This window comes from Pseudomonas borbori (assembly GCF_900115555.1).
GTDB classification, from domain to species: domain Bacteria; phylum Pseudomonadota; class Gammaproteobacteria; order Pseudomonadales; family Pseudomonadaceae; genus Aquipseudomonas; species Aquipseudomonas borbori.
The window spans coordinates 126,706-150,469 of record NZ_FOWX01000013.1; the positions used below are offsets into that span (position 1 = coordinate 126,706).

The 23,764-nt window shown below is 62.9% G+C and carries 20 protein-coding genes and 1 tRNA gene; 12 read left to right on the top strand and 9 right to left on the bottom strand.

Going from position 1 to position 23,764, the window contains the following annotated elements:
• Positions 1–19: 19 nt before the first annotated feature.
• Positions 20–274 carry a glutaredoxin 3 gene (gene grxC, locus BM315_RS11980; RefSeq protein ID WP_090501204.1) on the bottom strand — a complete coding sequence of 85 codons (255 nt, stop codon included), beginning with the start codon at positions 272–274 and terminating at the stop codon, positions 20–22.
• A gap of 1 nt (position 275) precedes the next feature.
• Positions 276–689, bottom strand: a complete 414-nt coding sequence (locus BM315_RS11985) for a rhodanese-like domain-containing protein (protein WP_090501207.1) — start codon at positions 687–689, stop codon at positions 276–278.
• A 140-nt stretch (positions 690–829) separates the two neighbouring features.
• On the opposite strand from BM315_RS11985, the gene gpmI reads away from it, so the two are divergent.
• From gpmI to BM315_RS12000, 3 genes are all read left to right on the top strand, one after another.
• Positions 830–2,365, top strand: coding sequence for a 2,3-bisphosphoglycerate-independent phosphoglycerate mutase (gene gpmI / locus BM315_RS11990; RefSeq protein WP_090501209.1), 1,536 nt, complete (start codon positions 830–832; stop codon positions 2,363–2,365).
• A gap of 411 nt (positions 2,366–2,776) precedes the next feature.
• Positions 2,777–4,027: a murein hydrolase activator EnvC family protein gene (locus tag BM315_RS11995; RefSeq protein ID WP_090501210.1), complete on the top strand. Its 1,251-nt coding sequence runs from the start codon at positions 2,777–2,779 to the stop codon at positions 4,025–4,027.
• Between the two features lie 34 nt (positions 4,028–4,061).
• Positions 4,062–5,369, top strand: coding sequence for a S41 family peptidase (locus tag BM315_RS12000; protein WP_090501212.1), 1,308 nt, complete (start codon positions 4,062–4,064; stop codon positions 5,367–5,369).
• 188 nt (positions 5,370–5,557) lie between these two features.
• Here BM315_RS12000 and BM315_RS12005 read toward each other — a convergent pair whose 3' ends face one another.
• The 7 genes from BM315_RS12005 to hisB form a co-directional block, all read right to left on the bottom strand.
• Positions 5,558–6,313, bottom strand: coding sequence for a substrate-binding periplasmic protein (locus tag BM315_RS12005; RefSeq protein ID WP_090501214.1), 756 nt, complete (start codon positions 6,311–6,313; stop codon positions 5,558–5,560).
• Between the two features lie 75 nt (positions 6,314–6,388).
• A complete protein-coding gene (locus BM315_RS12010; RefSeq protein ID WP_090501262.1) occupies positions 6,389–7,144 on the bottom strand; it encodes a substrate-binding periplasmic protein in 756 nt (251 codons plus the stop codon).
• A 201-nt stretch (positions 7,145–7,345) separates the two neighbouring features.
• Positions 7,346–8,116, bottom strand: coding sequence for an imidazole glycerol phosphate synthase subunit HisF (hisF, locus tag BM315_RS12015; protein WP_090501216.1), 771 nt, complete (start codon positions 8,114–8,116; stop codon positions 7,346–7,348).
• Between the two features lie 69 nt (positions 8,117–8,185).
• Complete coding sequence (gene hisA / locus BM315_RS12020; protein ID WP_090501218.1) at positions 8,186–8,923, bottom strand: 1-(5-phosphoribosyl)-5-[(5-phosphoribosylamino)methylideneamino]imidazole-4-carboxamide isomerase; 738 nt, start codon at positions 8,921–8,923, stop codon at positions 8,186–8,188.
• A 40-nt stretch (positions 8,924–8,963) separates the two neighbouring features.
• Entirely contained in the window at positions 8,964–9,224 is a 261-nt protein-coding gene (locus BM315_RS12025) for a DUF2164 domain-containing protein (RefSeq protein WP_090501220.1), read from the bottom strand.
• On the bottom strand, positions 9,225–9,863 hold the full coding sequence (gene hisH, locus BM315_RS12030) for an imidazole glycerol phosphate synthase subunit HisH (protein WP_090501222.1): 639 nt from the start codon (positions 9,861–9,863) through the stop codon (positions 9,225–9,227).
• Positions 9,863–10,456 (bottom strand): imidazoleglycerol-phosphate dehydratase HisB, encoded by a 594-nt coding sequence (hisB, locus tag BM315_RS12035; protein ID WP_090501224.1) that lies wholly within the window; start codon positions 10,454–10,456, stop codon positions 9,863–9,865. The genes hisH and hisB overlap by 1 nt, the downstream gene beginning before the upstream one ends.
• A 222-nt stretch (positions 10,457–10,678) precedes the next feature.
• Here hisB and BM315_RS12040 point away from each other — a divergent pair, with 222 nt between their 5' ends.
• From BM315_RS12040 to BM315_RS12080, 9 genes are all read left to right on the top strand, one after another.
• On the top strand, positions 10,679–11,785 hold the full coding sequence (locus BM315_RS12040; RefSeq protein WP_090501226.1) for an NAD(P)/FAD-dependent oxidoreductase: 1,107 nt from the start codon (positions 10,679–10,681) through the stop codon (positions 11,783–11,785).
• A 108-nt stretch (positions 11,786–11,893) separates the two neighbouring features.
• Positions 11,894–14,125, top strand: a complete 2,232-nt coding sequence (locus tag BM315_RS12045; protein WP_090501228.1) for an AsmA family protein — start codon at positions 11,894–11,896, stop codon at positions 14,123–14,125.
• The gene (gene mutY, locus BM315_RS12050) at positions 14,122–15,201 is read left to right on the top strand and encodes an A/G-specific adenine glycosylase (protein WP_090501230.1); all 1,080 of its coding nucleotides are present in this window, start codon (positions 14,122–14,124) and stop codon (positions 15,199–15,201) included. Before BM315_RS12045 ends, mutY begins: the two co-directional genes overlap by 4 nt.
• Positions 15,198–15,470: an oxidative damage protection protein gene (locus BM315_RS12055; RefSeq protein ID WP_090501233.1), complete on the top strand. Its 273-nt coding sequence runs from the start codon at positions 15,198–15,200 to the stop codon at positions 15,468–15,470. The genes mutY and BM315_RS12055 overlap by 4 nt, the downstream gene beginning before the upstream one ends.
• A gap of 195 nt (positions 15,471–15,665) precedes the next feature.
• Positions 15,666–15,741, top strand: a tRNA-Phe gene (locus BM315_RS12060).
• A 237-nt stretch (positions 15,742–15,978) separates the two neighbouring features.
• The gene (locus tag BM315_RS12065) at positions 15,979–17,814 is read left to right on the top strand and encodes a type I restriction-modification system subunit M (protein ID WP_090501235.1); all 1,836 of its coding nucleotides are present in this window, start codon (positions 15,979–15,981) and stop codon (positions 17,812–17,814) included.
• Positions 17,811–19,139 carry a restriction endonuclease subunit S gene (locus tag BM315_RS12070; protein ID WP_090501237.1) on the top strand — a complete coding sequence of 443 codons (1,329 nt, stop codon included), beginning with the start codon at positions 17,811–17,813 and terminating at the stop codon, positions 19,137–19,139. The genes BM315_RS12065 and BM315_RS12070 overlap by 4 nt, the downstream gene beginning before the upstream one ends.
• Entirely contained in the window at positions 19,136–20,062 is a 927-nt protein-coding gene (locus BM315_RS12075) for a DUF5655 domain-containing protein (protein ID WP_090501238.1), read from the top strand. Before BM315_RS12070 ends, BM315_RS12075 begins: the two co-directional genes overlap by 4 nt.
• Before the next feature lie 342 nt (positions 20,063–20,404).
• Positions 20,405–23,509, top strand: a complete 3,105-nt coding sequence (locus tag BM315_RS12080; protein ID WP_090501240.1) for a type I restriction endonuclease subunit R — start codon at positions 20,405–20,407, stop codon at positions 23,507–23,509.
• Positions 23,510–23,764 lie beyond the last annotated feature (255 nt).

The following is a 23,764-nucleotide window of genomic DNA, read 5'->3' on the forward strand; positions in this document are numbered from 1 at the left end:
GAGTAGAAAAAGGAGAGTACTAAGCCTCGAGCAGCGCATCCAGCTTACCCGCGCGCTCCAGGGCATACAGATCGTCGCAGCCACCAACATGGCTGCCACCGATCCAGATCTGCGGCACCGAGGTCCGCTGCGCCTTGCGGGTCATCTCCGCGCGCAGCTCGGGCTGGCCGTCGACCTTGATTTCATCGAAGTTCACGCCCTTATGGGCCAGTAACTGCTTGGCGCGCATGCAATAGGGGCACCAATCGCTGGAATAAATGACGACGGCAGGCATATCACTTCACCAGTGGCAGGTTGTCGCCACGCCAGCTGGCAATCCCGCCAGACAGCTTGGCCGCGTTGAAACCGGCTTTCTTCAGGTCACGGCTGACCGTTCCGGCGTGCTGGCCCATGGCATCGACCACGACCAGGGTCTTGGCTTTGTGCTTTTCCAGCTCGGCGATGCGGCTGGCGACTTTTTCATAGGGGATGTGCAGGGCACCGACGATATGGCCGGCGGAGAAGTCCTTCTGCCCGCGTACATCCAGCACCAGGCCCTGCTCGCTGTTGATCAGGGCGGTCAGCTCGCGGCTGCTCAGGCTTTGCCCGCCTTTGCGCAGCTCGGTGAAGATCAGCAACGCCAGCAGAACAACGAACAATCCGCTCAATACATAGTGGGTAGTGGCAAATTCAATCAGATTGGCAAGCATGTGGTGGTTCCGGGACGGTAAAATCCCGGCAGTATACACAGCCCCACAGGTCGGCCACACCCCGCCCTGCCGTGACGGATCCACCCCCAGGCCTTAAAATGCCCGGCCTTTTTGCCCTTCATGCACAGCGAGCCAGATTAATGAGCGCCACGCCCAAACCTTTGGTCCTGATCATTCTCGACGGTTTCGGTCACAGTGACAGCACCGAATACAACGCCATCCATGCCGCCCGCACTCCGGTCTACGACCAGTTGCGCGCCACCCAGCCGCACAGCCTGATCTCAGGCTCAGGTATGGACGTCGGCCTGCCGGACGGGCAGATGGGCAATTCCGAGGTCGGCCACATGAACCTCGGCGCTGGCCGCGTGGTGTACCAGGACTTCACCCGGGTGACCAAGGCCATCCGCGACGGCGAGTTCTTCGACAATCCGGCGATCAGCGGCGCGGTGGATAGGGCGGTGAGCGCCGGCAAGGCCGTGCACATCCTCGGCCTGCTGTCCGACGGCGGCGTGCACAGCCACCAGGATCATCTGGTCGCCATGGCCGAGTTGGCCGCCCAGCGCGGCGCCGAGAAGATCTACCTGCATGCCTTCCTCGACGGCCGCGACACCCCGCCGAAAAGCGCCCAGGCCTCCATCGAACTGCTCGACAGCACCTTCGCCCGGCTCGGCAAGGGCCGCATCGCCAGCCTGATCGGCCGCTACTTCGCCATGGACCGCGACAACCGCTGGGATCGCGTCGAGCAGGCCTACAACCTGATCGTCGACGGCCAGGGCCAGTTCAACGCCCCCAACGCGCTCGAAGGCCTGCAGGCCGCCTACGCTCGCGGCGAGAACGACGAGTTCGTCAAGGCCACCACCCTCGGCCAGCCGGTCAAGGTGGAAGACGGCGACGCCGTGGTGTTCATGAACTTCCGCGCCGACCGCGCCCGCGAACTGACCCGCGCCTTCGTCGAAGCCGATTTCCAGGAATTCCCGCGCGCGCGCCTGCCGCAACTGGCCGGCTTCGTCATGCTCACCCAGTACGCCGCGAACATTCCGGCGCCCAGCGCCTTCGCCCCCGCCAGCCTGACCAACGTGCTCGGCGAATACCTGGCGAAGAACGGCAAGACCCAGCTGCGCATCGCCGAAACCGAGAAGTACGCCCACGTCACCTTCTTCTTCTCCGGCGGACGCGAAGAGCCGTTCGAGGGCGAGGAGCGCATCCTGATTCCGTCGCCGAACGTCGCCACCTACGACCTGCAGCCCGAGATGAACGCTCCGCAGGTCACCGACCGGATCGTCGAGGCGATCGAGCAACAGCGTTACGACGTGATCGTGGTCAACTACGCCAACGGCGACATGGTCGGCCACACCGGCGTGTTCGCCGCTGCGGTCAAGGCCGTGGAATGCCTGGACAGCTGCGTCGGGCGCATAGTCGCGGCGCTGGACAAGGTCGGCGGCGAAGCCCTGATCACCGCCGACCACGGCAACGTCGAGCAGATGGAGGATGTCTGCACCGGCCAGGCGCACACCGCCCATACCTGCGAACCGGTGCCCTTCATCTACGTCGGCAAGCGCCCGCTGAGCATGCGCGAAGGCGGCGTGCTGGCCGACGTGGCACCGACCATGCTGACCCTGATGGGCCTGCCGATCCCGCAGGAAATGACTGGCACCAGCATCATTCAGCTGAAGTAGTGTCACGACAACGTTGAAATGTCTGTCAATCGCGGTCTCATCCATGTACCGCGATCCCTGTAGGGTGGGTTAGGCGCACGCTGCCGATAGCAATGAACCAGCAAGATCCGTTGCGCCGTAACCCACCATCAGCGCAACGCAGGCATATCGCCTGGTGGGTTACGCGGCGCGCCACGATGGCGGTGCCTGATCCGCGCCGCTAACCTGGGCGGCCCCACCCACCCTACAGTGATCCGGCATTTCAGGATTGACACGACACTAGCCCGCATAGGTTGGGCCGAGCCCTGCGAAGCCCAACAACCCTGCAACCCCGGGACTGACAGCCGCGCCGAGCGGTCAACGCATCTTGCAGCTTGCCGCCGGATTTTTAGGCATACTAAGCCCGTCTCCCGCCCAGGTGTCGCCAGTACCATGTTTCGCCTCCTAGCCCTGATGCTCCTCGCCTGCCTGCTGACTCCGGCCTTTGCCGACGAGAAAGCCGACGCCCAGAAACAGCTGGAAGCCGCCCGCAGCGATGTGGCCGAGCTGAAGAAGTTGCTGGAGCAGTTGCAGCAGGAAAAATCCGGGGTGCAGAAAGACCTGCGCAAGACCGAAACCGAAATGGGCGAGCTGGAAAAGCAGGTCAAGGAGCTGCAAAAAGGCCTGAAAGACGGCGAAGAGGAAATCCGGCGCCTCGACCAGGAGAAAAAAAAACTCCATGACGCACGCCTCGAGCAACAACGACTGATCGGCATTCAGGCCCGCGCCGCCTACCAGAGCGGCCGCCAGGAGTACCTGAAGCTGCTGCTGAATCAACAGAATCCGGAAAAATTCTCGCGCACCCTGACCTATTACGACTACCTCAGCGAAGCGCGCATGGCGCAGTTGGCCATGTTCAACGAAACCTTGCGCCAGTTGGCCAACGTCGAGCAGGACATCGTCAAGCAGCAGAACCAACTGCTGGAACAGAAAAGCAGCCTGGACGCTCGCACCGAGCGACTCGCCGAGGCGCGCAAGGAGCGCCAGCTGGCCCTGGGCAAACTCAACCAGGAATATTCCGCCCGCGACCACAAGCTCAAGGCCCGCCAGCAGGAGCAGGCGCAACTGGCCCGGGTGCTGAAGACCATCGAGGCAACCCTGGCCCGCCAGGCGCGGGAAGCCGAACAGGCCCGACAACGGGCCTTGATCGCCGCGCGCGAGCAACAGCGCAACAATACCGCAGCCGCCAGCAGCCCGGGCAGCGGCCCATTGGTCAGCACCGGCAGCGGCCATGGCGGGCCTTTCGCCCAGGCGCGCGGCAAGTTGCCCTGGCCGGTCGATGGCCGCCTGGTCGCCCGCTACGGCACCCCGCGCGGCGCCGACGCGCGGACCAAGTGGGACGGCGTACTGATCGGCGCCAGTGCCGGCAGCCAGGTGCGTGCCGTGCATGGCGGCCGCGTGGTGTTCGCCGACTGGTTGCGCGGCGCCGGGCTTCTGGTCATTCTCGATCATGGCAATGGCTACCTGAGCCTGTACGGACACAACCAGAGCTTGCTCAGAGACGCCGGCGACCTGGTCAATGCCGGCGAGCCCATCGCCACAGTCGGCACCAGCGGCGGGCAAGACACTCCCGCGCTGTATTTCGCGATTCGCCAGCAGGGCCGCCCCAGCGACCCTGCACAATGGTGTCGCACGCAAGGATAAGCGCTGCGCTCACCTCTCTAGGAGTTAGTTCGACATGCCGCATCCGTCTCGCCTCACCTGTCTGGCCCTGGCTATCGCCCTGCTCGGCGGCGCCCCTCTGTTGCAGGCCGCCGAAGCGCCGCCAGCGACGGCCGTCGCGAATGACAAGGCGCCGCTGCCGCTGGACGAACTGCGCACCTTCGCCGAGGTCATGGATCGCATCAAGGCGGCCTATGTCGAACCCGTCAGCGACAAGACCCTGCTGGAAAACGCGATCAAGGGCATGCTCAGCAACCTCGACCCGCACTCCGCCTACCTCGACCCCGAAGCCTTCCGTGAGCTGCAGGAGAGCACCAGCGGCGAGTTCGGCGGCCTGGGCATCGAAGTCGGCATGGAGGATGGCTTCGTCAAGGTGGTATCGCCGATCGACGACACCCCGGCCTCGAAGGCCGGAATCCAGCCCGGCGACCTGATCGTCAAGATCGACGGCCAGCCGACCAAGGGCCTGTCGATGCTCGAAGCAGTGGACAAGATGCGCGGCGCAGCCGGCAGCAAGATCCTCCTGACCCTGGTGCGCGAGGGCGGCAAACCCTTCGACGTGGAGCTGACCCGGGCGGTGATCAAGGTCAGGAGCGTCAAGAGCCAGCTGCTCGACGACGGCTACGGCTATGTGCGCATCACCCAGTTCCAGGTCAACAGCGGCGAGGAAGTCGGCAAGGCCTTGAACAAGCTGCGCAAGGACAACGGCAAGAAGCTGCGCGGCCTGGTACTGGATCTGCGCAACAACCCCGGTGGTGTCCTCCAGGCCGCGGTCGAGGTATCCGACCACTTCCTCAAGAAGGGTCTGATCGTCTACACCGAAGGGCGCATCGCCAACTCCGAATTGCGCTTCTCAGCCGACCCTGCGGATGCCAGCGAAGGCGTGCCCCTGGTGGTCCTGATCAATGGCGGCAGCGCTTCGGCCTCGGAAATCGTCGCCGGCGCCCTGCAGGATCATAAACGCGCCGTGCTGATGGGCACCGACAGCTTCGGCAAGGGCTCGGTGCAGACGGTGCTGCCGCTGAACAACGACCGCGCCCTGAAACTCACCACCGCGCTGTACTACACGCCCAATGGCCGCTCGATCCAGGCTCAGGGCATAGTGCCGGACATCGAAGTGGCGCGCGCCAAGCTGACCCGCGAGCAGGACGATGAAAATATCAAGGAAGCCGACCTGCAGGGGCACCTGGGCAACGGCAACGGCGGCGCGGACAGGCCCAGCCAGAGCAAAACCGGCCAGCCGGCCCGCCCACAGGATGACGACTACCAACTGAGCCAGGCGCTCAACCTGCTCAAGGGCCTGAGCGTCACCCGCGGCGATTGAGTCCATCTGCTGCATTAAGCAGATTCTGTAGGAGCGGGGGGGGGGGGACGCCCAGTTCCATGCCCGCGAAACGCATCGCGGGCATGGCCCGCTCCTACAGGTGGCTCATCACAGCCCAACAAGCGTACATATAACCAGCAAAAGCCCGGCCTTGATCACTCAGGGCCGGGCTTTCTTAACACTTGGAACTACAGATAACTGTTGGTCATCTCCTCGACGAAGCCTTCGCTGCGCAGCTCGTCCAGCGCCTTCTGCAGGCGCTGCACCACCTCGTCCGGGGTGTCCTTGTTCAGCGCCAGGTAGAGTTCGGCCTCGTTGAAACGCAACACTGTGGTCAGGCCGCTGACGCCTTCCTGCTTGGCCAGATAGCGGCCGACCGGATCGGTGGTGGCCCACAGGTCGATCTGCCCCTTGATCAGCTTCTGCACGTTCTGCTGGTCACGCAGCGCATTGATCGGCTGCAGCCCCTGGCTTTCCAGGTGCTGGCTGACCGCATCGTTCTTGTAGGCGCCGACCTTGTATTGCCCAGCCTCCTTCAGGCTCGCCACACTGAGGTTGTTGCCTGGCGCGGCCAGCAGCACCCAGCCGGTGTTGGCAATCGGCCCCACCCACTTGAACAGCGGCTGGCGCTCCGGGGTGAAGGTGGTGGAGAACAAGCCATAGTTGGGCTTGTCCAGGGTCAGGCGGTACAGCCGATCCCAGGGAAAACGCAGACTCAGGCTGTAATCGATATTGGCGCGCTTGAACATGGCCCGGATGATCTCGGCGCTGATCCCGTCGATACCGTCGTCACGGGCGAAGTTCTTGTCGTCGACCGACATATTGAACGGCGGGAAATTCTCGGTCAGCAGCACCACCCTGTAGCCATAGGGCAACTCGGCATGGGCCGCGCAGGCACTGAACAGAAGGCCGAACAACAGACTGCTTTTTATGATTTTCAACATTAGTCTTCCCGCTCGCATGGGTGGTGATTATGGCTAGCGACAGCCCGGCTCGTGGCCAGCCTGCTGAGTCCCGTTTTACAGATAGCGGCTCAGGATGTCATCGACAAAGCCTTCGCTGCGCATCCGCTCCAGCTCAACCTGCAGCTTCTGTACCACCTCGTCGGGCACGTCCTGGTTGAGCGCCAGGTACAACTCGGCGCTGTCGAAACGCAGGATGGTTTTCAGCCCGGAGACACCTTCCTGTTTCGCCAGGTAACGCCCGGCGGGGTCGCCGGTGGCCCACAGATCGATCTGCCCGGCCATGAGCTTCTTGGCGTTCTGCTGGTCACGCAATACGGTGAGCGGCTGCAGCCCCTGCTCGACCAGGTGCTCGGCGATGGCATCGCCCTTGTAGGCGCCGACCTTGTACTGTTTGGCCTGCTCCAGGCTGGTCAGGCTGATGTTGCTGTCGCCTCGTCCCAGCAGCACCCAGTCATCCGGGCCGATCGGGCCGACCCATTTGAACAGCGCCTCACGCTCGGGCAGCCGCGCGGTGACGAACACTCCGTACCCCGGCTTCTCCAGCGCCAGCTTGTAGATGCGCTCCCAGGGGAAGCGCAGGGTCATGCTGTAGTCGATCCCGGCACGCTTGAACATCTCGCGTACGATATCCACGGCGATGCCGTCAAGATTGTCTTCCTGAGCGAAGTTCTTGCCGTTGCTCGCCATGTTGTAAGGCGGGAAGTTCTCGGTAAGCAACACCACGCGGTAGTCCGGCGCCAGTTCAGCGTGAGCGCCGGCGGCCAGCCCGAATATGGCGCCGGCCAGCGCAAACAGCAGGCGTTTGTGCATGTGCATACTCTTAATTCCGGTAATGGCAGGACGCCGCAGCATACTCAGCCCGGCCATCTGCGCCCAGTCGCACCCCGGAGAATGCAGCCCTGCAGTCCACTGCAAGACCTGGAATGACGCTTTTATGTATTTACCTGCGCCAGCCGACACACTAGCGCAGCGCGCCGACGGGCGCTGTCGACTCGCTCTCAGCTTCGGCCGTCAGCGCACCACTATGCCGCGACTGGCCAGGTAGGCCTTGGCCTCGGGCACCGTGTATTCGCCGAAGTGGAAGATGCTCGCCGCCAGTACCGCATCGGCCTTGCCCTCGAGGATACCGGCGGCCAGGTGCTCGAGGTTGCCGACGCCGCCGGAGGCGATCACCGGGATGCCGACCAGTTCGCTGATGGCACGGGTGACGCCCAGGTCGTAGCCGCTTTTGACCCCGTCCTGATCCATGCTGGTCAGGAGGATCTCACCGGCGCCGAAGTCTTCCATCTTCTTCGCCCAGAGTACCGCATCCAGCCCAGTGGGCTTGCGCCCGCCATGGGTGAAGATTTCCCAGCGCGGGGGTTCACCGGGCTTGGAGACTTTCTTCGCGTCGATGGCGACGACGATGCACTGCGAACCGAAGCGTGCAGCCGCCTCGCCGACGAATTCCGGAGTGAACACCGCCGCGGTGTTGATCGAGACCTTGTCCGCGCCGGCATTGAGCAGGTTACGAATGTCCTGCACGCTGCGCACGCCGCCGCCCACGGTCAGCGGGATGAACACCTGACTGGCCATGCGCTCGACCGTGTGCAGGGTGGTGTCGCGGCCGTCGACGCTGGCGGTGATGTCGAGAAAGGTGATCTCGTCGGCGCCCTGCTCGTCGTAACGGCGGGCGATCTCCACCGGATCGCCGGCGTCGCGAATGTTCTCGAACTGGACGCCCTTGACCACGCGGCCGTTGTCCACGTCGAGGCAGGGGATGATGCGTTTGGCGAGGGTCATGGCAATCTCTCTCGTAGGGTGCGCCGCGCGCACCAAAAACCGTCACGGGTGCGCGCCGCGCACCCCACCTCAGCCCTTGAAACTGTCGCAGAAGGCCTGGGCCTCGGCCACATCCAGGGTGCCTTCATAGATCGCCCGGCCGGTGATGGCGCCGATGATCCCGGGCGAACGCGCCAGCAGCAGCTTCTCGATGTCGCCGAGGTTGTGGATGCCGCCGGAGGCGATCACCGGGATCTTGCTGGCGGCGGCCAGGGCGGCGGTGGCCTCGACGTTGCAGCCCTGCATCATGCCGTCCTTGGCTATGTCGGTATAGACGATCGCCGCGACGCCATCGGCCTCGAAACGCCGGGCCAGATCGACCGCCTGCACGCTGGACACTTCGGCCCAGCCGTCAGTGGCGACGAAGCCGTCCTTGGCGTCCAGGCCGACGATGACCTTGCCCGGGAAGGCCTTGCACGCCTCGGCGACGAACTCCGGCTGCTTGACCGCCTTGGTGCCGATGATCACGTAGCTCACGCCGGCACGCACGTAGTGCTCGATGGTTTCCAGCGAGCGGATGCCGCCACCGATCTGGATCGGCAGCTGCGGGTAGCGCCTGGCGATCGCGGTGACCACCTCGCCGTTGACCGGCTGGCCCTCGAAGGCGCCGTTCAGGTCGACCAGGTGCAGGCGCCGGCAACCGCCCTCCACCCACTTGGCGGCCATGCTTACCGGGTCGTCGGAAAACACCGTGGAGTCTTCCATGCGGCCCTGGCGCAGACGCACGCAGGCGCCGTCCTTGAGATCGATTGCGGGGATAATCAGCATCGCATTGAACCTGTTCGAGTCAGTAGAAGTCGGTGGTGGGTCAGCTCTTCTCGAGCGCCCAGAGGTCGCTTTCGATGCTCTCGAAACGGTCCTTGAGCACCGTCTGCACATCGAAAATGGCCTTGTTGTAGTAGTGCGGGGCGATCTCGCGACTGAACAGATCCAGCACTTCCTGCGCCTCGAACGAGCCCAGCTCGAGCTCGAAGCGCTCCTCCAGGAAGCGCTTGATCAGTTGCACCGCCGCCTGTTCCTGGGCTCCGTCGAGATTCAGGATCGGCGTCTTGCCCTTGCCGCGGCTCATCTACCAGCGCCCATCCCAGGCGGCGAAATTCTGCAGCAGCTGCAGGCCGTGGGTATGGCTCTTCTCCGGGTGGAACTGCACGGCGAAACGCGAGCCATCGGCCAGCGCCGCGGCGAAATCCTTGCCGTAATGGCCGCGACCAACCACCTGCTTGGGATTGCCGGCCTCGACGTAGTAGCTGTGCACGAAGTAGAAGCGCGCCAGATCCGGAATATCGTGCCACAGCGGATGCTTGACCGCCTGACTCACCTGGTTCCAGCCCATGTGCGGCACCTTCAACTGCTCGCCGTCCTCGACCATGCCCTTGCCGAAGAAGCGCACCTGGCCGGGGAACAGGCCGATGCAGTCGACCCCATCGTTCTCTTCGCTGCGTTCGAGCAAGGCCTGCATGCCGACGCAGATACCGAGAAACGGCCGATCCTGACTGACCTCGCGGACCAGCTCATCGAAACCCAGACGCTTGATCTCGGCCATGCAGTCGCGGATCGCACCAACCCCGGGGAACACCACGCGATCGGCTTCGCGGATCACCCGGGCATCGCTGGTCACCAACACCCGGCCGGCACCGACGTGCTCCAGGGCCTTGGCCACCGAGTGCAGATTGCCCATGCCGTAATCGATAACTGCGACCGTCTGCATCAGAGGCAACCCTTGGTCGACGGCATCTGCCCGGCCATGCGCGGGTCCAGCTCCACGGCCATGCGCAGGGCGCGGCCGAAGGCCTTGAACACCGTCTCGATCTGGTGGTGGGTGTTGGTCCCGCGCAGGTTGTCGATGTGCAGGCTGACCAGGGCGTGGTTGACGAAACCCTGGAAGAACTCCTGGAACAGGTCGACATCGAAGCCGCCGACCACCGCCCGGGTGAAGGGCACGTGCATCTGCAGACCGGGGCGACCGGAAAAGTCGATCACCACCCTGGAGAGCGCCTCGTCCAGCGGCACATAGGAATGGCCGTAGCGGGTCATGCCCTTCTTGTCGCCGATGGCCTGGGTAAAGGCCTGGCCGAGGGTGATGCCGACGTCTTCGACGGTGTGGTGGTCGTCGATATGCAGGTCGCCCTGGCACTGGATATCCAGGTCGATCAGGCCGTGACGGGCAATCTGATCGAGCATGTGTTCGAGGAACGGCACGCCAATAGCGAACTTGGCCTTGCCCGTGCCATCCAGGTTGATCGAGACCTTGATCTGGGTCTCCAGGGTATTGCGCTCGACGGATGCCGTACGTTCGGCCATCACCAGCTCCACAGAATCGTTGTGCGAAAGGGCCGTCATTATAGGCGGGCCATGGCCCGGGCGGCTACCGGCGCCGCGCGCACAGGCAGACCAATGGCGCTGGGAGCGACAACTAGCCCCTCGCCTCGCCAGCCCCGCGGATCTTGCTATGCTCGACAGCCCGACGCCGACTCGCGCGAAGAGCGGCGGCCAGCCCAACCACCCCCCGGCAAAGCACCCAGCATGGACAGTATCGACACCCTGATCATCGGCGCCGGCGCCCTCGGCCTGGCCTGCGCCGCACGCCTGGCCCGACCACAGCAGAGCTGCCTGATCGTCGAGGCGGAACAACTGATCGGCAGCCACACCTCCAGCCGCAATTCCGAGGTGATCCACGCCGGCCTCTACTACGCCCCCGGCTCGCTGAAAGCCGAGCTGTGCCTGGAAGGCCGCGAGCGCCTGTATGCCTGGTGCCGCACGCATCAGGTGGCGCACCGGCAACTGGGCAAACTCCTGGTGGCGGTGGAAACCGCGGAAATCACCAGGCTCGACCAGCTCCACGAGAACGCCGAAGCCTGCGGCGTGCATGACCTGCAGGCTGTCGGGCAAGCCCGGCTCGCCGAACTGGAACCGGCCGTGCGCGGCGTCGCGGCGCTGCTGTCGCCGAGCACCGGGATCATCGACAGCCATGCCTACCTGCAATCGCTGCTCGCCGCCGCCGAGAAGCAGGGCGCCCAGCTGATCCTGCAGACCCGCGTCGAGCGCCTCGAACCCGGCCCGGACGGCTGGATCGTCAGCGGCCGCAGCGCCGGCGAAGCCTTCCAGCTCAAGGCCCAGCGGGTGATCAATGCCGGCGGCCTGTTCGCCCAGCAACTGGCGCGGCACACCGCCGGCCTGGCCACCGCGCAGATTCCGCCGCTGCACCTGTGCCGCGGCCGCTACTTCGGCTACAGCGGCCGCGCGCCCTTCCGACACCTGATCTACCCGCTGCCGGAGGCCAACACCTCGGGTCTGGGCATCCACGCCACCCTCGACCTCGGCGGCCAGGTGCGCTTCGGCCCGGATACCGAGTACCTCGAGCAGATCGACTACCGGGTCGACGAACAGCTGCGCGGACCCTTTGCCGAGGCGATCCGCCGCTACTTCCCGCAGCTCGACAGTACGCGGCTGGTGCCCGGCTACAGCGGCATCCGGCCGAAACTCGCTGGCATAGGGGAACCGCCCGCCGACTTCCTTATCCAAACCGCCAGCGCTCACGGCCTGCCGGGGCTGGTCAATCTGTTCGGCATCGAGTCGCCCGGCCTGACCGCCAGCCTGGCGATTGCCGAACGGGTGGCCCGCGAGCTGTAACAGGTGCTTGCAAAATCGCCGCGCAACCCGGACTTTCAGCGGTCTATTACGACAGGCGGCGCTATACTCGCCGACTCAATTCAAGTCATTCGAAACAAGGAATCGTCCATGAAAGCGCTCGGCAAAATCCTGGGTCTGTTTTTTCTCGGGCTGTTGCTGATCCTGGTGGCCCTGGGTTTTGCCCTCACCCACCTGTTCGATCCCAACGACTACAAAGACGAGATTCGCCAGCTGGCCCGCGACAAGGCCAACCTGGAACTGACCCTCAGGGGCGACATCGGCTGGAGCCTGTTCCCCTGGCTCGGCCTCGAGCTGACCGACGCCACCCTGGCCAGCGCCACCACCCCCGAGCAGCCCTTTGCCGACCTGCGCCTGCTCGGCCTGTCGGTGCGCGTATTGCCGCTGCTGCGCCGCGAGGTGCAGATGAGCGACATCCGTGTCGACGGCCTCAACCTCAACCTGCAGCGTGACGAAAAAGGCCGCGGCAACTGGGAAGATGTCGGTCGTCCGCCACAACCCGCCGCGACCGCGGACACGACCACCAGCGCAGCGCCCGCACAGGCCGCCGCCGACCAGCCCGCAAGCACGCCGTCAGGCGCCCAGCCACTCAAGCTGGATATCGACAGCCTGATCGTCAACAGCGCGCGCATCGACTACCGCGACGCGCAGAAAGGCCAGCAGTTCAGCGCCGAAAGCATCCAGCTGACCACCGGCGCGATCCGCGAAGGCGCGGCCATTCCGGTCAAACTCAGCGCCTTCTTCGGCACCAACCAGCCGGTCGTGCGGGCCCGCAGCGAACTGCAAGGCGAGCTGCGCTTCGACCGCGCGCTCCAGCGCTACCAACTGGAAGACGCCAGGATCTCCGGCGAAGCCTCCGGCGAGCCCTTCGCCGGACAGACCCTGACTTACTCCCTGCAAGGCCAACTGCTGATCGATCTGGCCGCGCAGATCGCCGAATGGAACGGCCTGAAACTCTCGGCCAACCAGCTGCGCGCCCTCGGCGAAGTGAAAATCCGCGACCTGGACACCAAGCCGAAACTGACTGGCGGCCTGTCCATCGCACCGGTCAACCTGCGCGAATTTCTCGCCACCATCGGCCAGAAACTGCCGCCGATGAGCGACGACAAGGCCCTCGGCCAGTTCGAGCTGGTCAGCCGCCTCAGCGGCAGCCCGACCAGCCTGACCTTGGAAGAGCTGAAGCTGAAGCTCGACGACAGCAACTTCAGCGGCCAGATCGGCATCACCGACCTGGCCAAGCAGGCCCTGCGCGTACAACTCAAGGGCGACAGCCTGGATCTCGACCGCTATCTGCCGGCGAAATCCCAGGACAGCAAAGACGCCGGCGCCGCGCGCCAGGCCGAGGTCAAGCAAAGCGTCGCCAGCGCCGGCCAGAGCGGCAGCACGCCGCTGCCCAAAGCGCCGACCCAGCACGCCTGGAGCGCCACCACGGTGCTGCCGATCGAGCGCCTGCGCAGCCTCGATCTGCAACTGGCGCTGAGTCTCGACCAGCTGACTTACCAAAAGCAGGCCATCAGCGCCTTCAACCTCAAGGTCAAGAGCCGCGCCGGCCTGCTGACCCTGGAAGAAATCCGCGGCGACCTCGGCAGCGGTAATTTCGACCTCAAGGCAAGCGTCGATGTACGCCCGGCCATCCCGCTGCTGAGCCTGCAGAATCGCCTGCAGCGGATCAGCGTGGAGCCCTTCCTCAAGAGCGAGCAGCAGCCCTCGCCGGTCAAGGGCCTGCTCGACCTCAAGGCCGACCTGAGCACCAGCGGCAACAGCCAGAAAGCCTGGGTCGACGGCCTCAACGGCACGGCCAGCTTCGCCCTCAGCGACGGCGTGCTGGTCGGCGCCAATCTCGAGCAACAACTCTGCCGCGGCATTGCCGCCCTCAACCGCAAGGCCCTGACCAGCGAGCCGCGCGCCAAGGACACGCCCTTCGAGACCCTGCAGGGCAACCTGAGCTTCCTCAACGGCGTGGCCCACAACCCGGACCTCAAGGCCCGCGTCCCCGGCCTCAACGTCAGCGGCAATGGCGACCTGGACCTGCGCGTACTCGGCCTCGACTACCGCATCGGCATCGCCCTGATCGGCGACCAACGCGAAATGCCTGACCCGGCCTGCCAGGTCAACGAGCGCTATGTCGGCATCGAGTGGCCGATCCGCTGCCGCGGCCCGCTGGAAATGGGCGGCAGGGCCTGCCGTCTGGACCAGGACGGCATGGGCAAGGTCGCCGCCAAACTGGCCGGCGACAAGCTCAACCAGAAGCTCGAGGAAAAGCTCGGCGACAAGGTCAGCCCCGAACTGAAAGACGCCCTCAAGGGCCTGTTCAAGCAATGAGCCCCGAGCAGTTTTCCGCCGCGGTGCTCGACTGGTACGACCGCCACGGACGCAAGGACCTGCCCTGGCAACAGGGCATCAACCCTTACCGGGTCTGGGTCTCGGAGATCATGCTGCAACAGACCCAGGTCGGCACCGTGCTCGGCTACTTCGACCGTTTCATGGCCGCCCTGCCGACGGTAAAAGACCTGGCCGAAGCGCCAGAAGACGAAGTGCTGCACCTGTGGACCGGCCTCGGTTACTACACCCGCGCGCGCAACCTGCAGAAGACCGCCCAACTGGTCATGAGCGAGCACGGCGGCGAGTTTCCCCGCCATGTCGACGCGCTCACCGAGCTACCCGGCATCGGCCGCTCCACCGCTGGCGCCATCGCCAGCCTGAGCATGGACCTGCGTGCGCCGATCCTCGACGGCAACGTCAAACGCGTGCTGGCCCGCTACGTGGCCCAGGAGGGCTACCCGGGCGAGCCGAAAGTGGCCAAACAGCTGTGGGCGGTGGCCGAGCGTCTGACCCCACAGACGCGGGTCAACCACTACACCCAGGCGATGATGGACCTGGGCGCCACCCTCTGCACCCGCAGCAAACCGAGCTGCCTGCTCTGCCCACTGCAAAGCGGCTGCCAGGCCCACCTGCTCGGCCTGGAGATCCGCTACCCGATCGCCAAGCCGCGCAAGGCGCTGCCGCAGAAGCGCACCCTGATGCCGATCCTGACCAGCCACACCGGTGAGGTCCTGCTCTACCGCCGGCCCTCCAGCGGCCTCTGGGGCGGCTTGTGGAGCCTGCCGGAGCTGGACGAACTGACCAGCCTCGACCTGCTGGCCAACCGCCACGCCCTGCAACTGGGCGAACGCCGCCAACTGGCCGGCCTGAGCCACACCTTCAGCCACTTCCAGCTGGCCATCGAACCCTGGCTGATCCGCGTCGAAGCCGCGCCATCGACCGTGGCCGAGGCCGACTGGCTCTGGTATAACCTCGCCACCCCGCCGCGCCTGGGCCTCGCCGCCCCGGTGAAGAAACTGCTGAAGCGCGCGGCCGATGCACTCGCGACCGAACCGAACCCTGGAGAGCAGCCATGACCCGCACCGTAATGTGCCGCAAGCACAAACAAGAACTGCCCGGCCTCGACCGCCCACCCTACCCGGGCGCCAAGGGCGAAGACATCTACAACAACGTCTCCAAGCAGGCCTGGGACGAATGGCAGAAGCACCAGACCCTGCTGATCAACGAGCGTCGGCTGAACATGATGAACGCCGAAGACCGCAAATTCCTCCAGACCGAGATGGACAAATTTTTCTCCGGCGAGGAATACGCCCAGGCCGAAGGCTACGTGCCGCCCAGCGAATAACTCACCTGCAGCAGCGGACTGCCCCGTAGGGTGCGCCGCGCGCACCAAGGCCTCACGACCTGCCCAGGCGCGCACGGCACACCCTACTCACCACCCCAAGCACCGATGCAGCAGCTAAGCGCCCGTAATAATTAAATATTTTTCAAACTCACGCTTGACACCCACCCTTCAAATCCGTCTAATAGCGCCCCGTTGGCCCAGGTAGCTCAGTCGGTAGAGCAGGGGATTGAAAATCCCCGTGTCGGCGGTTCGATTCCGTCCCTGGGCACCATCTATCGTTTTCAGGTGATGACAAAACCATCCGAAAACACCTAAAAAACCCGCCTAGTGCGGGTTTTTTATTGCCTGCAATTCCAGCTTCGCCTACCCGGCCGCTAGCTGCACCACCCCGAGCGCCAAGCCGAAAGCAAAGGTAGGCCTCTAGGCACTTGCCCGGCATAATCCTGCCATCTGTTTCCCGGTGCCACTCCCGCACCCAGGAAGTTGTCACTCAAGGATTTGCCGCCCCATGAACCAACAAGCCCTGTCCGCCTTTATCTGGTCGGTTGCCGACCTGCTGCGTGGTGATTACCGCCAGTCCGAATACGGCAAGGTGATCCTGCCCTTCACCGTGCTGCGCCGCCTGGACTGCGTGCTGGAGAAAACCAAGGCGGCGGTGCTGGCCGAGCAGGAAGAAAAGCTCAAGCTGGTGGCCAACCCCGAGCCCTTTCTGCTGCGCAAGGCCGGGCAGAGCTTCTACAACATCTCGCCGCTGGACATGGCCAAGCTGATGGGCGACTCCGACCATATCCGCGACAACCTCTACAGCTATATCCAGGGCTTCTCCCTGCCGGTGCGCGACATCTTCGAGCGCTTCGACTTCCTGACCCAGATCGACCGCCTGCACAAATGCGGGCTGCTCTATCAGGTGGCCGAACGCTTCGCCCAGATCGACCTGCACCCCGAAGCCGTGGACAACATGCAGATGGGCCTGGTGTTCGAGGAGCTGATCCGCAAGTTTGCGGAAATCTCCAACGAAACCGCCGGAGAGCACTTCACCCCGCGTGAAGTGATCCGCCTGATGGTCAACCTGATCTTTATCGAAGACGACGAGGTGCTGACCAACCCCGGCGTGGTGCGCAACCTGTATGACCCAACAGCAGGCACCGGCGGCATGCTGTCGATCGCCGAGGAATACCTGGTCGAGCACAACCCCCAGGCGCGCCTCAACCTGCATGGCCAGGAGCTCAACGACGAGTCCTACGCCATCTGCAAGGCGGACATGCTGATCAAGGGCCAGGAAGTGGCCAATATCAAGGCCGGCAACACCCTCAGCGACGATGGCCATGCCGGCAAGCGCTTCGACTACATGCTGTCCAACCCGCCGTTCGGCGTGGAGTGGAAGAAAGTCGAAAAGGCCATCCGCCAGGAGCATGAGCAACAGGGCTTCAACGGCCGCTTCGGCCCCGGCCTGCCGCGCGTCTCCGATGGCTCGCTGCTGTTTTTGATGCACCTGATCGCCAAGATGCGCCCGGTCAGCGAGGGCGGCAGCCGCTTCGCCATCGTGCTCAACGGCTCGCCGCTGTTTACTGGTGGCGCAGGTTCGGGCGAGAGCGAGATCCGCCGCTATGTGCTGGAGAACGATCTGGTCGAGGCGATCATCGGCCTGCCCACCGATATGTTCTACAACACCGGCATCAGCACCTATGTGTGGGTGCTGACCAACCGCAAGCCGGCCCAGCGCAAAGGCCTGGTGCAACTGATCGATGGCTCAAGCTTCTGGCAGAAGATGCGCAAAAGCCTCGGCTCCAAGCGCAAGGAAATGCCCGACAGCGCCATCGAAGATATCACCCAGCTGTTCGGCCAGTGCGTCGAGGCGCGCCTGGCCACAGTGCTGGATGTCGACGGCAAGGAAGTCGCCCGGCAGATCCTGCGTAACGGCGAAGCCGAACCCAGCGCGCCGGCTGGCGGCAAGGTCAAGCTCGCGCCACTGTCGCGCCTACTGCCCAACCAGGCCTTCGGTTACCAGAACATCACCGTCGAACGCCCGCTGCGCGACGAACAGGGTGCCATCGTTATCGGCCAGAAGGGCAAGCAGAAGGGCAAGCCGCAGCCCGACAGCAGCCTGCGCGACACGGAAAACGTGCCGCTCGGCGAAGACGTGCAGGCCTTTTTCAAACGCGAAGTGCTGCCCCACGCGCCGGATGCCTGGATCGATCACGACAAGACCAAGGTCGGCTACGAGATTCCGTTTAACCGGCACTTCTATATCTTCGAGCCGCCACGGCCGCTGGCCGAGATCGATGCCGAACTCAAAGGTGTCACCGACCGCATTCTGGCGATGATCGGAGGGCTGTCGGCATGAGTTTTCCGCGTTATCCGCAGTACAAGGATTCTGGGGTGGAGTGGCTGGGGGAGGTGCCGAGGGACTGGGAAGTAATACCCTTGAAAAGGGTAGCGGATTTCATCAATGGTGCAGCGTTTAAGCCATCAGAGTGGGCTGAGTCTGGGGTTCCGATAATTCGCATCGAGAACCTGAATGGCGGGGAAAATTTTAACTATTTTTCAGGAGACCTTGACCCACGCTACATAGTTGAACCAGGTGAATTGCTTTTCGGATGGTCTGGAAATCGTGGCACGTCTTTTGGACCTTACATCTGGTCGAAAGAAGGAAGGTACGCGCTCAATCAGCATATCTTTAGGGTCGTTTTTGATGGTTTGGACTCTCAATGGTTTTTTTGGTCTCTGGTAGCTGTTACTTCGCATGTTGAAGATCAAGCACATGGCATCATTGGGATGGTCCACGTAACCAAGGGTGATCTCGGCGCCATTAAGATTCCTTTCCCCGATGAGCGAGAGCAGCGCCTGATTGCTGCTTTCCTTGACCGGGAAACTGCGAAGATTGACGAGCTGATGGACGAGCAGGAAAAACTGATCGCACTGCTTAAGGAAAAGCGCCAAACGGTGATTTCCCATGCAGTGACCAAGGGGCTTAATCCGGTAGTATCGATGAAAGATTCTGGGATTGAGTGGTTGGGGAAAGTGCCACAGCACTGGGAAGTCGCGCATCTCAAGCGTTTTTGCCTTGAGATTACTGACGGCGCTCATATTTCACCCGATACCGAGGCTGGCGTTTACCACTTTGTTTCTACTAAAGACTTATCTGATGACACTATTGACTTTGAGGGGGCACTGCTAACCTCCGAATCGAGCTACGAATATTTACTCAAGACTGGATGCCGACCTTTCCTGGGGGATGTTCTTTTCAGCAAAGATGGCACCATTGGGAGAACAGTAGTTGTTCGCGATGAACGAGAATTTGTTGTTGCCTCTTCCTTGATCATTATCAGATCAGACACAAGCGTACTGGATGCTGACTATCTAAACTTTCTCTGCAAGTCCTTTTTGGTAACCGCGCAGGTTGAGAGCTTCGTCAAAGGAGCTGGATTGCCGCGCCTATCCATACAAAACCTGTTGAAGGTATTGGGTGTTTTCCCGCCAAAAAACGAACAAGAGGAAATCGCAGCATTTCTGTTGGGTAAACTAACGCAATTTGACGCCCTGATTAAGGCGACTGAAAGCGCCATCGACCTACTCAAAGAACGCCGCTCCGCCCTGATCTCCGCCGCCGTCACCGGCCAGATCGATGTACGCGGCCTAATCAAGGATGAACAGGAGCAAGCCGCATGAGCGATATCCAGCTATTTCGCCTAGGCGCTAATGGTTCCGCCTGCGAACTGCCCGGCCGCGCGGTAGCGGTGGAAAAGCAGCTGCAAAGCCTGAACGAAGCGCAGATGGAGTACTTTCTCGGGGTGCGCTTTCTCGCCAGCGAGTATGCCACCGGCAAGACCCACAAGGGCCGTATCGACTCCCTGGGCCTGGACGAGAACGGCTGTCCGGTAATTATCGAGTACAAGCGCCATAGCAACGAGAACGTGATCAACCAGGGCCTGTTCTATCTGGACTGGTTGCTCGACCATCAGGCCGAGTTCCGCTGGCTGGTGATGGAGAAGCTGGGCAAGCAGGCCGCCGAGCAGATCGAGTGGGGCGGCACTCGCCTGCTCTGTATCGCCGCCGACTTCACCCGCTACGATCAGCACGCGGTGCAGCTGATCCAGCGCAATATCGAGCTGATCCGCTACAAGCTGTTCGGCGATGATCTGTTGCTGCTGGAGCTGGTCAATTCGGTCAGCGTGACCAGCACCTTGGTTGCCGCCCCAACGGCCGAGGCCGAGCCAGGCAAGCCGGCAGCCGCTAGCAAAGACAAGACCTGGCAGGAACAACTGGCGCTGGCGCCAGCGGAGATCGCCGCGCTGTTCGAGCAGACCAGCAGCTACCTGCATTCCCTCGGCGACGATGTGCAGGAAAAGCCCCTCAAGCTCTACCTGGCCTTCCGCCGGCTAAAGAACTTCGCCAGCCTGGTGATCCAACCCAAGCGCCTGCTGCTGTTCCTCAAGCTCAACCCGGACTCGGTCGAACCGAGCGAAGGCTTCAGCCGTGACGTGCGCAACATCGGCCACTGGGGCACCGGCGACCTGGAACTGAGCCTGCGCACCCCGGCCGACCTGGAGCGCGCCAAGCAGCTGATCGAACGTAGCTATCAGGAAAACTAAGATAGGCTGCACTGTGCATACCGGCACATGCGTAATTCGGGATGCGCTGGAGGCTCAACAGATCAAGCCTTACGACCCAGATCAAGGCAATCGCAACGCTCGCTACCTACCCTGGTGGGCATAAGGGTTTATTTGATCGCTATTTGACGAATTGACGGTTTTCCACCCCGACCGGAACCAGAGCCCAGCAAACAAGGGCCCTCCAGGCGGGAAGTTTATTTGATGGTTATTTGATGGATGGGCTCAATCGGAGCCCCATCACCGCCCACTGGCTGAGCAGGATGGCAAGAATCCTCTGTTTAGCTCACGGCCAATCAAACCTAGGCAAAGGATAGGTACAGCATGAGCCTGCATAAGGAAGTGTCCTTCGAGAACGAAATCTGCGAGTACCTGGCCGCCAATGGCTGGCTGCATGCCGCAGGCGACGCGCAGGCCTATGACCGTGCTCGGGCACTGTTCCCTGCCGATCTGCTCGACTGGATCAAGACCACCCAGCCCAAGGCCTGGGAGGCGCTGAGCAAGAATCACGGCTTGGCGGCCGAGGCGGTGTTGCTCGACCGCTTGCGCAAATCCCTCGACGAGCGCGGCACCCTGGATGTACTTCGCCACGGCATCGAGCTGCTGGGCCTGCGTCAGCCGCTGCAACTGGCGCAGTTCAAGCCGGCGCTGAGCATGAACCCGGCGTTGACCGCCAAGTACGCGGCCAATCGCCTGCGCGTGGTGCGCCAGGTGCACTACTCGCTGGCCTGCGAGAACTCCGTCGATCTGGTGTTGTTCCTCAACGGCATCCCCGTCGCGACCTGCGAGCTGAAAACCGATTTCACCCAGTCGGTGCAGGATGCGGTGGACCAATACCGCTTCGATCGCGAGCCGAAACCCAAGGGCCGGGTAGAACCACTCTTGAATTTCCCTATGGGCGCGTTGGTGCACTTTGCCGTGAGCAACCGTGAAGTGCAGATGACCACCCGCCTGGAGGGCGCAGCGACGCGCTTCCTGCCGTTCAACCTGGGTAACGATGGCGGTGCAGGTAACCCGCTCAACCCCGATGGTCACGCCACCGCCTACCTCTGGCAGCAGGTCTGGCAGCGCGAAAGTTGGCTGGAGATCATCGCCCGCTACCTGGTGGCGCAGAAGGACAAGAAGCAGCAGCTCAAGTCGATCATCTTCCCTCGTTATCACCAGCTCGACGCCACCCGCAAACTGGTGGCCAAGGTGCTGGAGGAAGGCCCAGGCGGCAAGTTCCTGATTCAGCATTCGGCCGGCTCCGGCAAGACCAACTCGATTGCCTGGACCGCGCACTTCCTCGCTGACCTGCATGACGCCGAGCAGCACAAGCTGTTCCAGTCGGTGCTGGTGGTGTCCGACCGTACGGTGTTGGATGCACAGCTGCAGGAGGCGATTTTCAGCTTCGAGCGCACCACCGGCGTGGTGGCGACCATCACCGGTGAGTCGGCGAGCAAGAGCGGCGAACTGGCCAAGGCCCTAGCCGGTGGCAAGAAGATCGTCGTATGCACCATCCAGACCTTCCCCTTCGCCCTGAAGGCGGTGCAGGAGTTGGCCGCCACCGAGGGCAAGCGCTTCGCGGTGATCGCCGATGAGGCGCACTCCTCGCAGACCGGCGAAGCGGCCTCCAAGCTCAAGCAGGTGCTGTCCACCGAGGAGCTGAAGGAACTGGCCGACGGCGGCGAAGCCAGTACCGAGGACATCCTGGCGGCGCAGATGAGTGCACGCTCGGCCGAGAGCGGCATCACCTACGTGGCCTTCACCGCCACGCCCAAGGCCAAGACCCTGGAGCTGTTCGGTCGGCGGCCAAACTCTGAGCTGCCCGAATCGATTAGCAACCTGCCGGCCCCATTCCATGTGTACTCCATGCGCCAGGCCATCGAAGAGGGTTTTATCCTCGACGTGCTGCACAACTACACGGCCTACAAGACCGCCTTCAAGCTGGCACACAACGGCGAGGAACTGAGCGAAGCCGAGGTGGAGCGCAGCCAGGCGCTGAAAGGCATCATGCGCTGGGTGAAATTGCACCCCTACAACATCGCGCAGAAAGTGCAGGTGGTCATCGAGCACTTCCGCGAGAACGTGCAACCCCTGCTGGAGGGCAAAGCCAAAGCCATGGTGGTGGTTTCCAGCCGCCAGGAGGCGGTGCGCTGGCAGTTGGCAATCGACCAGTATGTGCAGCGCCAGGGCTATCCGATCGGCACCCTGGTGGCGTTCTCCGGTGAAGTTAATGACCCCGAGTCTGGCCCCGACCCCTTCACTGAAACCAGCCAGGCGCTGAACCCGCACCTGCGTGGCCGCGACATCCGCGAAGCCTTCTCCGGTGATGAGTACCAGATCCTGCTGGTCGCCAATAAGTTTCAGACCGGCTTCGACCAGCCGCTGCTCTGCGGCATGTACGTGGACAAGAAGCTGGGCGGCATTCAGGCCGTGCAAACGCTGTCGCGGCTAAACCGTGCCCATCCGAAGAAGGACACCACCTACGTGCTGGACTTCGTCAACGAGCCGGATGAAATCCTCACGGCCTTCAAGGCTTACTACAGCACCGCCGAGCTGGAAGACGTGACCGACCCACACCTGGTCTACGACCTGCGCACCAAGCTGGACAGCGCCGGGCACTACGACCAGTTCGAGGTCGAGCGGGTGGTAACGGTACTGCTCAATCCAGCTGCACGTCAGAGCGAGCTGAGTGCGGCCCTGGAGCCGGTGGCCAACCGCCTGCTGGTGCGTTATCGCATCGCGCAGGATGAGTTGCGGGCGGCCGAGGCGAACGGCGATGGCGAGGCAATGAAAGAGGCCAAGGATGAAATGGATGCGCTGGTGCTATTCAAGCGCGACATGGGTAGTTTCCAGCGCCTGTATGCCTTCCTCTCGCAGATCTTCGACTACGGCAATACCGATATCGAAAAGCGCCAGCTGTTCTTCAAGCACCTGTTGCCACTGATCGAGTTCGGCCGGGAGCGAGAAGGTGTGGATCTGTCGCGCCTGGAGCTGGTGCGTTACAAGCTGAAGGACAAAGGCACCCGCGACCTACCGCTGGTGAACGGCGAATACCCGAAACTGCCACCGATGAGCGCTACTGGCAGCGGCCAGGTACAGGAAAAAGAAAAGCTCTACCTCAGCCAGATTGTCGAGAAGGTCAACGAGCTGTTCGGCGCAGACACCACCGATGGCGACAAACTGTCCTGGCTCAACAGCCAGCGCGAGAAGCTGCTGGAGTCCGAGGTACTGACGCAGCAGGCGGCGAACAACTCCAAGGAACAGTTCGCCAGCTCGCCCGACCTGACGCGAGTGTTTATCGACGCGTTGATCGACAGCCATTCGGCACAGAGCAATCTGAGCCTACAGGCGCTGAACTCGGAACAGATCCAGCGCGAGGTGATCAATCTGCTGCTGGGGCCGGCACGGCTGTATGAGGCGTTACGCGGGCAGGCTAATACTTGAGTTCAGTATTGGACAGAAATGCCCCAACACCGCCTCATAAGATCAGTTCTTTGTTATCTCCACTTCATGGGCAGCAGTGCAGATGAATTGCGTCTGCGCGACAGTCAGCAGCAACCAGGCGACAAGATGACACGGCCGGCCCTGGACGCACAGCAAACGGCTTGGCGGCTGGCGAAACGCTATGCTAGCTTGATGCTCGCCAGGAAGGCCACGCAACGCCGAGAACCTGTCTCGGCTCTAGCGAGCTAGAGCCAA